At 64.9% G+C, this 15,288-nt stretch carries 14 protein-coding genes; 2 read left to right on the top strand and 12 right to left on the bottom strand.

Annotation, left to right across the window (positions count from 1 at the left end):
* Positions 1–253: 253 nt before the first annotated feature.
* Together QZ656_RS16990 and QZ656_RS16985 are read left to right on the top strand one after the other, a co-directional pair.
* On the top strand, positions 254–769 hold the full coding sequence (locus QZ656_RS16990; RefSeq protein ID WP_291994505.1) for a bacteriohemerythrin: 516 nt from the start codon (positions 254–256) through the stop codon (positions 767–769).
* A 365-nt stretch (positions 770–1,134) separates the two neighbouring features.
* A complete protein-coding gene (locus QZ656_RS16985) occupies positions 1,135–1,434 on the top strand; it encodes a hypothetical protein (protein ID WP_291994504.1) in 300 nt (99 codons plus the stop codon).
* A 15-nt stretch (positions 1,435–1,449) separates the two neighbouring features.
* Here QZ656_RS16985 and QZ656_RS16980 read toward each other — a convergent pair whose 3' ends face one another.
* The 12 genes from QZ656_RS16980 to QZ656_RS16925 form a co-directional block, all read right to left on the bottom strand.
* Entirely contained in the window at positions 1,450–2,646 is a 1,197-nt protein-coding gene (locus QZ656_RS16980; protein WP_291994503.1) for an O-succinylhomoserine sulfhydrylase, read from the bottom strand.
* Between the two features lie 26 nt (positions 2,647–2,672).
* On the bottom strand, positions 2,673–4,199 hold the full coding sequence (gene purF / locus QZ656_RS16975; RefSeq protein ID WP_291994502.1) for an amidophosphoribosyltransferase: 1,527 nt from the start codon (positions 4,197–4,199) through the stop codon (positions 2,673–2,675).
* An 11-nt stretch (positions 4,200–4,210) separates the two neighbouring features.
* Positions 4,211–4,699 (bottom strand): CvpA family protein, encoded by a 489-nt coding sequence (locus QZ656_RS16970; protein ID WP_291994501.1) that lies wholly within the window; start codon positions 4,697–4,699, stop codon positions 4,211–4,213.
* The gene (locus QZ656_RS16965; protein WP_291994500.1) at positions 4,696–5,559 is read right to left on the bottom strand and encodes an SPOR domain-containing protein; all 864 of its coding nucleotides are present in this window, start codon (positions 5,557–5,559) and stop codon (positions 4,696–4,698) included. The genes QZ656_RS16970 and QZ656_RS16965 overlap by 4 nt, the downstream gene beginning before the upstream one ends.
* A gap of 32 nt (positions 5,560–5,591) precedes the next feature.
* Complete coding sequence (folC, locus tag QZ656_RS16960; RefSeq protein ID WP_291994499.1) at positions 5,592–6,917, bottom strand: bifunctional tetrahydrofolate synthase/dihydrofolate synthase; 1,326 nt, start codon at positions 6,915–6,917, stop codon at positions 5,592–5,594.
* A 19-nt stretch (positions 6,918–6,936) separates the two neighbouring features.
* Positions 6,937–7,809, bottom strand: a complete 873-nt coding sequence (accD, locus tag QZ656_RS16955) for an acetyl-CoA carboxylase, carboxyltransferase subunit beta (RefSeq protein ID WP_291994498.1) — start codon at positions 7,807–7,809, stop codon at positions 6,937–6,939.
* Positions 7,806–8,630 (bottom strand): tryptophan synthase subunit alpha, encoded by an 825-nt coding sequence (gene trpA / locus QZ656_RS16950; RefSeq protein ID WP_291994497.1) that lies wholly within the window; start codon positions 8,628–8,630, stop codon positions 7,806–7,808. The genes accD and trpA overlap by 4 nt, the downstream gene beginning before the upstream one ends.
* A 2-nt stretch (positions 8,631–8,632) precedes the next feature.
* Positions 8,633–9,838, bottom strand: a complete 1,206-nt coding sequence (gene trpB, locus QZ656_RS16945) for a tryptophan synthase subunit beta (RefSeq protein ID WP_291994496.1) — start codon at positions 9,836–9,838, stop codon at positions 8,633–8,635.
* 147 nt (positions 9,839–9,985) lie between these two features.
* Positions 9,986–10,651, bottom strand: coding sequence for a phosphoribosylanthranilate isomerase (locus QZ656_RS16940; RefSeq protein ID WP_291994495.1), 666 nt, complete (start codon positions 10,649–10,651; stop codon positions 9,986–9,988).
* Positions 10,652–10,653: 2 nt separating this feature from the next.
* On the bottom strand, positions 10,654–11,442 hold the full coding sequence (gene truA / locus QZ656_RS16935) for a tRNA pseudouridine(38-40) synthase TruA (protein WP_291994494.1): 789 nt from the start codon (positions 11,440–11,442) through the stop codon (positions 10,654–10,656).
* A 5-nt stretch (positions 11,443–11,447) separates the two neighbouring features.
* Positions 11,448–12,041: a CbiQ family ECF transporter T component gene (locus QZ656_RS16930; protein ID WP_291994493.1), complete on the bottom strand. Its 594-nt coding sequence runs from the start codon at positions 12,039–12,041 to the stop codon at positions 11,448–11,450.
* An 88-nt stretch (positions 12,042–12,129) separates the two neighbouring features.
* Positions 12,130–15,183 (bottom strand): FimV/HubP family polar landmark protein, encoded by a 3,054-nt coding sequence (locus tag QZ656_RS16925; RefSeq protein WP_291994492.1) that lies wholly within the window; start codon positions 15,181–15,183, stop codon positions 12,130–12,132.
* Positions 15,184–15,288: the final 105 nt, after the last annotated feature.

The following is a 15,288-nucleotide window of genomic DNA, read 5'->3' as shown; positions in this document are numbered from 1 at the left end:
CCAGATCGCCAGCGACGCTCATCGGCGCCAGCTTGTTTGGTGTGGAAGGGGCGCCGGCAGCCCTCGGCCGCCGCGCGCGCCAGCCGTGAGCGAAGCCGTTATGGGCTTTGCAGCCGGTGCCGTCTCGGTTGATGCCACATGCAGAGTGTTCGCCAAATCCCGCCATCGTGTGGCACCATCATGTACTGCTCGAATGACTCCGGCAGACGCCGACAGCGCCTGGCGGCACCGGAAAATTACTGGGGACTCAACAATGGCTTTTCTCAGCTGGCGAGACCAATATCGTGTCGGCGTCGAACACATCGACCGCGAGCACCTTTTTTTGTTCGGCCTGATCAACGGCTTCCACGATCGCCACCGCAGCGGCGCCGATACGCGCGAGCTGCAGAGCATCCTCAACGATCTGGTGCAATACTCCGAGGAGCATTTTCGCCACGAGGAAGAAACAATGCTGGAGAACGACTATCCAACGCTGTCCGCGCACTGCGCTCTGCACGAGGAGCTCTATCTGGCAATTTTCCGCCTGGGCGAGGAGCTCGCCGCCGACTCGTCGTCGATCACCATGGACACGCACCGATTTCTCCGCAACTGGTTGGTCAGTCACATCCTGACGCACGATCTGCAGTTCGCCGATTACCTGGCGAAGCGTAGCGCCGAGCAGGAGAAGCGCGACGAGGCCGCCAGAAGCGCCGCAGCGGGCAAGCGCGAAGACGAAGCCAGGAGCACGGCGGCGACCAAGGGCGAGAAACAAACGCCGATCGCCGGCTAGCGAGCACGGCATCGCCAAAGCATCGCTATGGTGGTCGCTGGCCATGGCCGCCAAGCAAGGTGCTGATCGTCGCCAGCGCGCACCACAGACCGCCGTGGCGTCCCCGGCAGGCACCGGAAAGAGCCCGACTGCCCGCCACTGTGATTTGCCACTTGAACGGCCGCGCGGTCTGTGCCACATTCGCAGCTTCCCAGGTGTCGCCTCGGTCCGTGACTGATCGTCGGCGCAGCGACAAGCAAGCGCCAGGCCCGCCCGAACTTCGCTCAACACCGGCGGCGGCGTCGATCGGATAGCACCGGCAATTCCTGCCGATGGCGCCGGTTTGCAGCGCGGCTTGGCGCCGCCACCAAGAACATGGAGAGAACATGAAATACGTGATATGGGTAATGTGGCCGGCGTTCATCGCCGCCGGCATCGCCGAAACGATCTTCTTCACAATGATCGACCCGGCGCAGTTGTACCTCTTCGGGCAGCTCGTCGAATGGTCGGTGACGGCCACCTACTCGACTGGTTTTCTGCTCTTCTGGCTGGTGTGCATCGGTTCGAGCCTGATGACCTATCTGATGATGCCCAATCAGGCCAAGGAGGCGATCAGGAACGCCGCCGGCGACCGCCACGACCTGGCCCGGCCAAAGCGCCGCGAACCCACCGTCGGCCGCCATTAAGCAACCAAGCCACTACTAAATCGCCGACAAGCCTGTTTCGAGGTCGTTCTGCAGGTCGACAACGCCTTCAAGACCGACGGCAATCCGTAGTAGATCCTCGCTGACGCCGGCCAGCGCGCGTTGCTCGGGAGTGATACGGCCGTGCGTCGTCGATGCCGGATGCGTCAACGTCGTCTTGGTATCGCCGAGGTTGGCGGTTATCGACAGCAGACGGCAGCTGTCGACGACCTTCCACGCTTCTTCGCGAGCGCCCTTGACGGTAAACGAGACGATCGCGCCACCGCTCTTCTGCTGCCGACTGGCGAGCTCGAACTGCGGATGCGAGCGTAGGCCAGGGTAGTAGACGCGCGTCACGCGCGGCTGCCGCTCCAGCCACTGTGCCAGCTGCAGCGCTTTCGCCGACTGCGCCTGCATGCGGATCTGCAGCGTCTCCAGGCCCTTCAGCAGGACCCAGGCGTTGAACGCCGACAGCGTCGGCCCGGCGGTGCGCAGGAACCTGAAGACCTCGTCGGTCAGTCGCTTCGGTCCGGCGACGGCGCCGCCGAGAACCCGCCCCTGCCCGTCGAGGTACTTGGTCGCCGAATGCAGCACCAGATCGGCGCCGAGGTCGAGCGGCCGCTGCAGAATCGGCGTGCAGAAGCAGTTGTCGACGACCACCAGAACGCCGCGCTGGTGCGCGACCTCGACCAACGCGGCGATATCGGCGACCGAGGTCAAGGGATTCGACGGCGTTTCCAGAAAAAACAGCCTGGTTTCCGGCCGGATCGCCGCTCGCCAGGCGGCGACGTCGGTCTGCTCGACGAAGCTGGTCTGAATCCCGAAACGCGGCATGATCGTGCCAAGCAACTGTTGCGTCGCGCCAAAAAGGCCCGACGAGGAAACGATGTGCTCACCGCTACTGCACAGCGACATCACCAGCGAGAGAATCGCCGACATCCCGGAAGCGGTGGCAACGCACGCCTCGGCGCCCTCGAGTGCCGCCAGCCGAGTTTCGAACGCCGACACCGTCGGATTGGTGAAGCGCGAGTAGACGTTGCCTTCTTCGGCACCGGAAAAGCGCGCTGCCGCCTGCGCCGCGCTGTCGAAGACGAAGCTCGACGTCAGGTACAGCGCCTCGCTGTGCTCGTTGAACTGACTGCGTTGCTGGCCAGCACGAACGGCCAGCGTCTCGAGGGAATAATCGCCGATTGGCGGCACGCTAGACTCCATCATCAACTCCGGATTCGACGCCATCGGCTTCAGCCAACCGACATCAGGTTCAGCTGCAACTGCCGCGACATCCAGCGACCTTCATGCGCGCCGGCAGCGCTGCCGTCGCGTGCCAGTTCGAGCGCCTGCAGATACTCGGGGCTGACGTCACCGGTGACATAGATGCCATCGAAACACGAGGTATCAAAACAGCACAGCGACGGCCTCAGCTCGCGGATCGACGCTTTCAGCGCGTCGAGGTCCTGATAGACCAGCGCGTCGGCGCCAATTTCGCGGGCGATGTCCTCGCCGGTACGACCAGTGGCGATCAACTCACTGCGCGACGGCATGTCGATTCCGTAAACATTGGGGTAGCGTACCGGCGGCGATGCAGACGCAAAGTAGACCTTCAGCGCACCGGCAGCGCGCGCCATTTCAACGATCTCTCGACTCGTCGTGCCGCGGACGATCGAATCGTCGACCAGCAGCACGCGCTTGCCCTTGAACTCCTGCGCGACGGTGTTCAGTTTCTGGCGAACCGAGCGCCGCCGCGTCGCCTGACCCGGCATGATGAAGGTCCGCCCGATGTAGCGGTTCTTGACGAAACCTTCGCGATACGGAACACCGATGCGCTGCGCCAACTGCATCGCCGAGGGGCGACTCGAATCGGGGATCGGGATAACGACGTCGATCTCGTCAACGGGAATGTGCTTGACCAGCTTGTCGGCCAGGTGCTCGCCCATGCGCAGGCGCGCTTCGTAGACCGATACGCCATCGATCACCGAATCCGGCCGCGCCAGATAGACAAATTCGAAAATGCACGGCGCCAGCACCGAACTCCTGGCGCATTGCCGTTGGTGCATACGGTGATCGAGGTCGATGAAGATCGCCTCGCCAGGCGCGACGTCGCGCAGCACCTTGAAACCCAGGGTATCGAGCGCCACCGACTCGGAGGCGAACAGGTACTCGGTACCCTCGGGTGTTTCATTGGTCCCGACGATCAGCGGCCGAATGCCGAATGGATCGCGAAAGGCGAGCATGCCATAACCGGCGATCATCGCCACCACCGCATAGGCGCCGCGGCAGCGCCGATGAACGGCGGCAACCGCGCCAAAGATCGTGTCGAGGTCGAGGCGGAAACCCTTGGCGGTCGCCTGCAGCTCGTGCGCCAGCGCATTGAGCAGCACTTCCGAATCGGAGTGGGTATTAATGTGCCGTAGGTCCTGGCGGAACATCTCGTCCTTGAGCTGGCCGGTGTTGGTCAGGTTGCCGTTGTGCCCGAGAACGATGCCAAATGGCGAATTGACATAGAAAGGCTGCGACAGCGATGAGTCGAAGGCTGAACCAGCGGTCGGGTAGCGGCAGTGGGCGATGCCCATATTCCCCGGCAAAGCACGCATATTGCGCGTGCGAAAGACGTCGCGCACCAGCCCCGGCGCCTTGTGTAGGTGAAACTCGTCGTCTTCGGCGGTGGCGATGCCGGCGGCGTCCTGGCCGCGATGCTGCAAAACCATCAAGCCGTCATACAACAGCTGATTGACCGGCGTCGTCGCGACAACCCCAAGAATCCCGCACATAGTTTTTTTCCCTACCCGAAACTGATTCGTTTGGTCACTTCAGACGGCAACCACGGCCTGCTGGCCAGCACCGCGGTCTCCAGCGGGGCCGAGAAATACGCCTCGCTCCACCATTTTTCCTTGGGCAGCGAGGTCATGCCGCCAACGGCAACCAGGGCCAGGACGATTACCAGACCGCGGGCAACGCCGAAGATGATCCCCAGCAAGCGGTCGGTCAAAGTCATCCCCAGCGCCTTGAGCAGGCCGCGCACGGCCAGGCGAAGGAGCGCCATGACCACCAGGACGGCGACGAATACCGCCACCCAGCCGGCAACGATGCGCAAGACCGGGTCGGCAATCGACGTAAATCCCTGCGCCACCAGATCACCCCACCAGCGCGCGGCGAAGAAGGCCAGAATCCAGGCGACCAGGGCGATGATCTCGCCGACCACACCACGCCACATGCCCAGCACCAGAGAAACCGCGACGACAAACAAGACGACGTAGTCAAAGACCGTCATGGCTTGCTGGCGACAACTCCGCCAACACCAATGCGCTTGAGCGTTTCGAGCGCCTTCTCGGCGGCCTCACGGTTCGGGAACGGGCCGGCGCGCACGCGCGTCCTCGGGCCGTCGGGTGAATTGAGCGCTTCGGTATAGGTCGGAACGCCGGCCTTGCCGATCTTGCTCAACAGCTTCTTGACGTTCTCGGGGTCGGCAAAGGCGCCGACCAGAATCACCTGCTGGCCGTTCGATCGGGCGTCGCCGGCGCTTGGCGGCTCGCCCGGCGGTTCAGGCTTCCTGGGCGGGGTCTTGTCGGCCTTCTGCTCAGCCGCTTTCTTGTCGGCGGCCCTTTTCTCGTCGGCCCTTCTGTCGGCGTCCTTCTTTTCGGTGGCCCTTCGCTCTGCGTCCTTCCTTTCGGCGGCCCTTCGCTCTGCGTCCTTCTTTTCGGCGGCTTTTTGTTCGGCAGCTTTTTGTTCAGCCAGCGCCTTGGCGACGGTTTTCTCTTCGGCGGCGCGGTCGACCGACCGATCAGCGGCCTTTTCAACTGCCGCGGCGCTTTGGCCGGCCTTGGCTATCGCCCCCGTGGCGACGTCCTTGGGCGCGGCGCCGCCCGGTGCGACACCGTCGTTTTCCTCGCCGACGACGACAGCCGCCGCGCCAGTTGGAGCGGCCGAGCGGGCGGCCAGCTCCCTGGGGTCGAAGGGCAACTGCTCCTGGCCGGGAATCGCGATCTGCACGTCGTGCACCGCCTGCTTCGGTTCCTCGTCCATGACCATCGGCAGGATCACGGCGGCCAGTCCGGCGATGGCCACGGCGCCGACCAGGCGACGGCGGGCCTTCTTCTTGAGATGCAGTTGGGGGTCGGAGGTGTCAGTCATCGGTAGTGTCGAATCCACTCGCGTCGCGGCGGTCAGCGACCGTCCTTGATGCTGCGCATGACGGCGGCGACCGTGTAGAACGATCCAAAGACGGCGATTCTATCATTTTCGCTGGCCAGCTTGGCGGAACGAGCGAAGGCTTGTGCAGGTGTCGCCAGACACTCGACGCTACCGCCCAGGCCAGCGCCGCTGACCACCGCCGCCAGGGCAGCCGCCGACGCCGCGCGCGGTCCCTCGAGATCAGCCAGCAGCCACAGATCAATCTTGCCGGCGAGCGGCGCCAGCGAACCGGCAAGGTCCTTGTCGGCGAGCATCCCGACGACGGCGATGGTCCGGCTGAAGAAGCCCATGCCAGCCAGGTTGTCGGCCAGCTCGCCGACCGCCTGCGGGTTGTGGGCGACGTCGAGGATGATCGTCGGTCGCCCGGGCAAGACCTGGAAACGCCCCGGCAGTTCGAGCTCGATCAGGCCGCGGCGCTGCGCCTGCATCGACACCGGCAGCTGCGGCTTCAGCGACTCGACGGCGGCCAGCGCGGCGCAAGCGTTGCGCAACTGGCAGCTGCCGCGCAGCGCAGGATTGGCCAGGCCGCCACGACGCAGTTTGCCACGCCCCCAGAAAGTCCACTGCAAGGCGTCGCCGAAGTAGCCGAAATCGCGGCCCAGCAGCTGCAGGTCGGCGCCAATCGCCAGGGCGTGTTCGCGCAGCGACGACGGCGGCTCGGGATCGGCACACAAAGCCGGCCGGCCAGCGCGAAAGATGCCGGCCTTCTCGAAGCCAATTGACGCGCGCGTCGGCCCCAGCCACTCGGTGTGATCGAGGGCGATGCTGGTGACCACCGCGCAATCGGCGTCGTAGACATTGACCGCGTCGAGCCGGCCACCGAGGCCGACCTCGAGAATCAACACTTCGACCTGGCGGGCGCGAAAGACTTCCAGCGCGGCCAGCGTACCGAACTCGAAATAGGTCAGCGGCACGTCTCCGGCCGCCCGGCGCGCCGCCTCGACGCGGGCGAAGGCCTGGCACAGCGGCTGGTCGTCGACCGGCAAGCGATCGACGCGCACGCGCTCGTTGTAGGCCAGCAGATGTGGCGAGCTGTAGCAGCCGACGCGGTAACCGGCGAAACTGTAAATCGCTTCCAGATAGGCGCAGGTCGAGCCCTTGCCATTGGTGCCGCCGACGGTGATCAACGGGCACCACAGCTGCTGGCCGAGCGCCTCCTTGACACGCAGGACACGCTCCAGACCGAGTTCGATTCCCGCCTGCCCGCGCGGGTGAAGGCCCTCGATTTTCGCCAGCCAGCTGGCCAGCTCGCTGGCCGTATCGGTAAGCGGCAGCGCGACACGCGGCACAGTGCTCACCGCGCGCTCCTCGCCGTGCTCACGACGTGGCGGGCCGCTTCTGCAACAGGCTCAGCAAGCTGGCGACCCGCTCCTTCATCTGGCGGCGATCGACGATGATATCGACGGCGCCTTTTTCAAGCAGGAATTCGGCGCGCTGGAAACCCTCGGGAAGCGTTTCGCGGACGGTCTGCTCAATCACGCGCGGACCGGCAAAACCGATCAGCGCTCCGGGTTCGGCGATCACCACGTCGCCGATGAAGGCGAAGGACGCCGAGACGCCGCCCATCGTCGGATCGGTGAGAATCGAGATGAACGGCAGCTTGGCTTGCGACAGCAGCGTCAAGGCCGCCGTCACCTTGGCCATCTGCATCAGCGAGAACAGTCCTTCCTGCATGCGTGCGCCGCCCGAGGCGGCAACGCAGATGAACGCCGCGCGCTGCTCGACAGCCGCCTGGACGCCGCGCACGAAGCGCTCGCCGAGTACCGAGCCCATCGAACCGCCCATAAAGTCGAACTCGAAAACGGCCAGGACCACCGGCAAGTTCCTGATCGCACCCTTGACGACGACCAGCGCCTCGCTCTCGCCGGTGGACTCGGTGGCCTCCTTCAGGCGCTCGGGATAACGACGGCTGTCCTTGAAGGCCAGCGAATCGACCGGCAGGATGTCGCCGGCGATCTCGCTGCGCCCATCGGCGTCGAGCAGCAGATCGATGCGTGCGCGCGCGTCGATGCGCATGTGCCGTGCGCACTTGGGACAGACGTGGCAGTTGCTGGCCAGGTCGGTGGCATAAAGCACCGCCTCACACGCCGGACACTTGCTCCACAGACCTTCGGGAAGCGCCGACTTGCGCGCGACACGGTCGGCGTTCCTCTTGATTTTCGGCGGTAGCAGCTTGCTTAACCAGCTCATGATTTTCCTCGCGAGGCCATGCTTGCCGCGTCTATTCCCTGGCGAAGTTCAGCGACCAGGACGCGGACTTTCTCGCAAGCGTCGTCAGCCGACGCTTGTTCGATCTCTTCTATGATCCGGCTGCCAACGACCACCGCGTCGGCGATCTGCGCCACCGCGCCAGCGGTCGCCGCGTCACGGATGCCGAAACCGACGCCCACCGGGACGCCACAGCGGGCCTTGATTTCCGGAATGCGAGCGGCGACGGCAGCGACGTCGAGCGCCGCCGAACCGGTGACGCCCTTCAGCGAGACGTAATAAACGTAACCGCTGGCCAGCCCGCCGACCTGCGCGATGCGCGCGTCGCTGGACGTCGGTGCGAGCAGGAAGATCGGATCGAGTGCGTGCCGATGCAAGGTCTGGGCAAACTCGAGCGCTTCCTCGGGCGGATAGTCGACCACCAGCACGCCGTCCACGCCGGCGTCGAAAGACGCCGCGGCGAAGGTGTCGATACCCATCGCTTCGATCGGGTTGGCGTAGCCCATCAGAACGATTGGCGTCTCGTTGTCGTCTGCGCGGAAATTGGCGACCATTTCGAGCACCTGACGCAGGCTGACGCCTTTCGCCAGAGCCCGCTCGGAGGCGCGCTGGATGGTCGGTCCGTCGGCCATCGGATCGGAGAAAGGGACGCCCAGCTCGATGATGTCGGCACCGGCCTGCACCAGCGTATGCAGCAGAGGAACGGTCAACGCCGGATCGGGATCACCGGCGGTGATGAACGGGATCAGCGCCTTGCGCCCCTGCGCCTGCAGGCGCTCGAATACGGCTTCAATTTTGGCCATGGTCAGAATGTGATCCCGGATTTTTCGGCGACGGTGTGCATATCCTTGTCACCGCGACCGGAGAGGTTGACCAGCAGGATCTGATCCTTGGCCAGGGTCGGCGCCAAGGCAGCGGCATAGGCCAGCGCATGGCTCGATTCAAGCGCCGGAATGATGCCCTCGAGACGGCACAGATCGTGGAAAGCCTGCAGCGCCTCGGCGTCGTCGATGCTGACGTATTCGGCGCGGCCGCTGTCCTTAAGCCAGGAGTGCTCGGGGCCGACGCCCGGATAGTCGAGGCCGGCCGAGATCGAATGCGTCTCGATGATCTGGCCGTTCTCATCCTGCAACAGATACGTCCGGTTGCCATGCAGAACGCCGGGGCGACCGGCAGTCAGCGAGGCCGCATGGCGGCCCGTGGCGATGCCCTCGCCAGCCGCCTCGACGCCGATCAGGCGCACGCCGGCCAGCGGAATGTACGGATAGAAAATACCCATCGCGTTCGAGCCGCCGCCGACGCAGGCGATCACCGCATCGGGCTGGCGAGCGCAGTGTTCCTGCATCTGGTCGATCGATTCACGGCCGATGATCGACTGAAAATCGCGAACCATCATCGGGTAGGGATGCGGGCCGGCGACCGTGCCGATGATGTAGAAGGTGTCGGAAACGTGCGTCACCCAGTCGCGCATCGCTTCGTTGAGCGCGTCCTTGAGAGTTCGCGAACCGCTGTCGACGGGCACCACGCGGGCGCCGAGCAGCTTCATCCGGTAGACATTGGCGAGCTGCCGCCGAATGTCTTCGGAACCCATGTACACCACGCATTCCATGCCATAGCGTGCAGCGACGGTGGCCGTCGCCACGCCATGCTGGCCGGCACCGGTCTCGGCGATGACCCGCGGTTTGCCCATCCGGCGGGCGAGCAGCGCCTGCCCGATGCAGTTGTTGATCTTGTGCGCGCCGGTGTGGTTGAGGTCTTCGCGTTTCAGGTAAATCTGGGCGCCGCCCAGGACCTCCGACCAGCGCCTGGCGTGGTAGATCGGGCTGGGCCGGCCGACGTAGTGCTTCAGCTCGTAGTTGAATTCGGCGATGAACTGCGGATCGCGCTGCGCGACGGCGTAGGCCTCCTTCAGTTCATCAAGCGCGGCGATCAGCGTTTCGGCGACAAAGACGCCACCGTAGCGGCCGAAATGGCCCGCGGCGTCGGGTAAATCGTAATCATGTACGGCCATCAAAAATCTCCTTGCGGCGGCTGGCGATAAAAGCTTTGCTCAACGTCGAACAGGCACGCTCGCCGCCTCAGGTATGTCTGGCCACGTGGCGTCGCCAGCAAGTCCGCGTCCAGCCACCGGGTTTTCTGCGCGTGCGCAATGTCTTCATCACCTTCCTCGTTCGCCGCCCACCGCTGCTGCCGCGTGCACCGCGGCGACAAAGGCCCGAATCTTTGCGGCATCCTTGATTCCCTTGCTCGCTTCGACGCCCGACGAGACGTCGACCGCGTCTGGTCGCAGACGCCGCACGGCTGCGCCGACGTTGTCGGCATCAAGCCCGCCCGAGAGGATCAGTGGCTTGCCCAGCGAGCTCGGCACCAGCGACCAGTCGAAGACCTTGCCGCCGCCCCCGTAACCGTCGACGAAGGCGTCGAGGAGAATCGCTTGCGCCGACGGAAAGCCAGCCGCGTATTGTAGCAAATCCATCCCTGGCCTGACGCGCGCCGCCTTGATGTAGGGCCGATCGAATTGCCGGCAATACGCTTCGTCTTCGTCGCCATGCCACTGCAGCAGATGCAGCGGTACCGCCGCCAGCGTCGCCCGCACGAGCGCCGGGTCGGCATTGACGAACAGCCCGACCAGGGTGACAAACGGCGGCACCGCGCGCGCCAGGCGGGCCGCCGTCTGGAGATCGACGAAGCGCGGACTCGGCGGGTAGAACACCAATCCAAGGGCGTCGGCGCCGACGTGTACCGCCTGCTCCAGGTCCTCGACCCGCGTCAGTCCGCAAATCTTGATGCGCGGCCGCAGCGGCTGTAACGGGCGGCTGCTCATCGCTAAACGCCAAGGGGTATGAAGAGCGGCTCGTCGGCAGGCGGCAAGACATGCTGTGGCGGGTAGCTGACGGCGACGAGATAGAGCCCGGCGGCGGCGAAAGTCGGCGCCGCCAGGCGGCGATCGCCGGCTGCCAGCAGTTCGGCTATCCACTCGGGCCGACGCGTCCCCTTGCCGACGTGCAGCAAACTGCCAACCAGATTGCGGACCATGTGGTGAAGGAATGCCGAGGCCTCGAATTCGAAGCTGATCAGCTCGCCGGAACGTTGAACATCGGCTTTGTGCATGGTCTTTACCGGTGATGTAGCCTGGCACTGGGCAGCCCGAAAAGCCGAGAAATCGTTCTCGCCGAGTAACAAGCGCGCGGCTTGCTGCATCGCGACGACGTCCAGCGGGTAATGATACCAGCCGGCGCGGCCGTTCCAGACGCCACTGCGCTGCGGCCGATTGATCAGCAGATAGCGGTAGCGCCGGGCGTACGCGGAAAAGCGCGCATGGAAGTCGTCGCCGACCGTTTGCGCCCAGCGCAGCGCGACCGCCGCCGGCAGGAAACTATTGACGCCGCGAACCCAGGCGAACATCGGCCGCTCCAGATCGGTGTCGAAGTGCACCACTTGTCCCAGGGCATGCACGCCGGCGTCGGTACGGCCGGCGCAGACGACGCCCAGCGGCGTCCCGGCAAACTGCTGCAAGGCTTGCTGCAGCACATCCTGAACGGTGCCGCCGGCGGCTTGCGTCTGCCAGCCGTGAAAAGCACTGCCGTCGTATTCGACACCCAGGGCAATGCGCATAGTCCTCAGACCTGCCGCGAGAGAAAAGCCGCGACGCCGCCGGCGACGATCAGCATGGTCATCGCGTCCAGCCATGAAAAGCGCTGATCGACGAGCTCCAGCACCTCGTTGCCATCATTCGCCGGCAGATCAAGCAGACGCCGCCAGTCACGCGGGCGCGGCATCGTCTCGAGGTAGCGGAGAACCAGCATCAATCGGACGACGCCACGCTCGGGCTCGACGCCGCAGGCGCGCAGCGGTTCAAGCAAGCGATGCGTGGCGGTCAGCAAGGTGGCCAGCGGCATCGACTCGAAAAGAACCGCCACTGCCGACAGGGCCAGCAGCAGCCTGCCGAGATGCGTCGCGGCGACCAACAGCCCCTCGCGGGTCGGCGCCAGGGCGCCGTTCCAGGCGGGCTCACCGACGCTTCCCCACGACAGGATCACCACCAGCGACAGGAAAAGCCAGCGCGTACGCCAGGCGAGCCGCCGCAGACGCCGCAGCGACGATCGGCCCAACAGCGGCAGCAACAGCAAGGCCACGAGGAGCGCCTGGCCAGCCAGCGACTGGCTGGCGACCAGTAGCAAGAGCCAGACGACAAGGTAGGTTGTTGGATGCACGGCGAATTCGCGGCTTGCGGCGCGCGGCTCAGGAGATGGGTTACGCCGTAACGCCGGCGTGCTACGGCCAGTACGGCCTGCCGATGAGCTACTCGCGCAACTTGCCGAGGATCGCCAGAGCCGTTTCGCGTTGCGCCGTGTCGCCATCCTTCAGGACCTCCTGCAGGAGCTCACGGGCGCCTTCCAGGTCACCCATCTCCTGATAGGCCGTGGCCAGGTCGATCTTGGTCGCCACTTCTTCACTGGAAGTGATCTCGGATTCCGGCGTCAGGTCCATATCCGTTGCAAAAGCGGCACTGAGCGTACTGTCGGTCGGCTCCGCGTGCAGCGAAAAATCGGGGTTGACCATCGTATCTTCTTCGTCGATCTCGAAGTCGGCCGATAGCGAATCGCTGTCCGCCGGCACGGCGCCATCGCTTGCCGCCGCCTCGTCCAGATCAAGGCTAAGCGACGACAGGTCGAACAACGGATTCTGCATTCCCTGGCCAAGGACCGTCGATTCGGTCAGCGTGACATCAAACTCCAGCGAGTCAAAGGTCGCCGAGCCGATGTCGAGCAGCTCGTCCGGATCGCTGAGCGAAATCGCTTGCGTCTCGGCACTCGGATCGCCGGGCTCGTCGCTCCCCAGATCGAAGTCGAAGCTGGCCTCGCTAGGCGATGGGCTGGCGTGCAGCGAAGAGCCGATGAGCATCGTCTCCTCGGCCACACTGGCGTCGTCCACAGCAATCGGGGCGCTGTCGTCAGCAGCGTCGATATCGACGGCGGCGTCCGGGTCGCTATCGGCAGACGATGGTGTCTCGGCCTGCGGCAAGGAAGTCGCAAAATCAAAGTCCAGCGCGTCGCCCGCCGAAGTGTTGGGGAAGGAGAGCGTCGTTTCGAGAAAAGATTCATTGGCGACCGGCGGCGGCGCCTGCCTGTTTTCGCCAGCGCCAAGGTCAAAATCGAGGTCCGCGAGATCGCTTGGGTCGTGGCTTGCCGTGACGCCGACGTCGGCACTACCGTCTGTTGCGGCATCGCTAGCCGCCTCCGCTTTGGCTGCGCCAGCGACCGCCGCCACTTGCGCAAGCCGTGACAGTTCGCCCGGCTTGGTCACGGTGTCGACCCACAGCTCGGTCGCGTCGCCCAGCGGAGCCGGCGGAGCCTTGCGCTCGACGAAGAACGTTGCCTCCTCGGCGGCCAGCGCTGGCGGCTCGTCGGCCGGCAGCGCCGGCTCGGCTTCCTGCCCGGCACCGTATAGCGGGTTTCGCGCATCGAGCTGGAGACCCATCGCGGCCGCTTTTTCCCAGTCGGCGCCAACGCCACCCGTGGCGTTGAAAAGATCGGTCGCCAGCGCATCAAATGGCTTGGCATCCTTGCGGCCAAGATAGATTTCGAGCAGCTTCAGATGAATGGCGTAGCGCCCGGGGTCCTTCTGCCTCGCCTCGAGGAGGATTTCTTCAGCCTGCGCATCGCGGCCGTAGGCCATATAGACGTCGGCTTCGGCAACCGGGTCGACTTCATCGGTATCGATACTGCCCGGACCAGCCTGGCTGAAATCGGACTGAGCCATCGAATGCGAGGTATCGACGGTCTGTCCGCCGGTACTGCGAAAAACCGAGTTGGCGACCAGACTGTCGCTCTGAGGTACCAGCGTGCTGCTGCTCTCCAGCGAGCGCTCTTCGCCCTGGCGACGACGCCTGGCCAGCGCGTAGGCGGCAAGCAGCGCGACGATGGCGCCACCACCGGCCAGGGCGGTCGTGCTGCTCAACAACTCCTCCAGGAAGCCTGGCTCCTCAGCTTCCGGCGCCACAAGCACTGGCTCCTTCGGCTTGGCAACCGGCCTGGGCGCCTCGGCGGGCTTGGCCTCTTCTGTTCTGACCTCGGCCTTCGCTTCGTCGGATTTTTGCTCGGGCTGAGCGACTTCGGCCGGCTTGGCGTCGACCAACGGTGGCGCTGGCGGCTTGTCCGCTGGGTTCGCCGCAGGCGGCGCGCTGGCAGCGGCCGGCATGTCGCCAGCGTGTGCCGCCGGCGGCGCCTTGGCGACCGATTGCTTCTCCAGATCGGCCAGACTCTGACTCTTCAGCTCGACCAGTCGCTGCAACTCGGCGACGTTCTTCTCGAGACTTGCCAGACGTTCGTTGGCGTCGCGAAGCGCCTTTTCCTTGGCGATCAGATCCTCGTCGCTGCGCGCCGACGTCGTCGCCGCCTTGCCGGCGGCCTCGCCTTTCGATACCTTCAGTTGGTCCCTGGCTTCCGCAGCAGGCGTTGCATGGTCTTCGACGCGGGTCGTGATCTTGCCGGCGGCTTGTTGCCTGGCGGGCTCTTCGACGGCGCCAGCGTCGGCCGCAGCGGCCGCGAGTTTGCGGCGGTAGGCGCCCCAGTCCGACGACTGCGCGACGACGATCCTTGCCGCTTCGTCGCTGCCAAGCGATTCCAGCGTGCCCTGCTCGGGAATCGTCAGAATCTTGCCGGCACGCAGCCGGTTCATGTTGCCGCGGTCAAAGGCGTCTTCGTTGGCGCGGAACAAGCCGACCAGCATTTGATCGAGCGACACCCCGGCGGGCCTGGTCTCACGGGCAATCTTGCTCAGCGTATCGCCACGCCGGACTTCGTAACGCGTACTCGTGGTAGCAACGGCTGCTGGCGCTGGCGCTGGCGTCGGCCGCGGCGACTCGGCCCTGGCCGCGGGCCTGGCGGCGAGAGCGCGCGCTTCGCTGACGGATCGTGCCGAAGCAACCGGCCTGGCGACGAGCGCGGGGGCTGGCGCTGCGGCTGCCCGTGCAGCGAACTCGGGGGGGTCGAGCAGGAAGGTGTAATCGCGGATCAAACGACCTGATGGCCAGTTAAGCTCCAGCAACAAGTCGACAAACGGATCGCTGATCGGCCGCTCGGACGTCAACTTGATGATCGCCTGGCCATTCTGGCTCTTGCTGACGACGAAACTGATTCCCAGCAAAGTCGACGCGTAGTCGACACCCGCCTGCTTGAACTCGGCCGGCGCCGCGAGTTTCGCGGTCATTCCCGCCAGCTCTTCGCGAGAAGCAAAGACTTCAACCTCGGCACGCAAAGGCTGACCGAGTGCCGAGAAGACCTTGATCTTGCCCAGGCCAGCGGCCTCGGCCGTCGCCCAGGGCGCCGCCGCGAAGAACAGCGTTGACGCCACCGCCAATGCCGAAGTCCGCAAGCTGAAATGATTTGCTGTTTTACGTATTGTCTTGGCCACGGCGCCACCTGAGCGTCGAAATCTGAATTATTAAAATAACATCAT

Origin of the sequence: Candidatus Accumulibacter sp. ACC003 (genome assembly GCF_907163085.1) — a bacterium.
Classification (GTDB): Bacteria; Pseudomonadota; Gammaproteobacteria; order Burkholderiales; family Rhodocyclaceae; genus Accumulibacter.
Note: the sequence above shows the minus strand (reverse complement) of the source record. Positions and strands in the feature narration are given on the sequence as shown.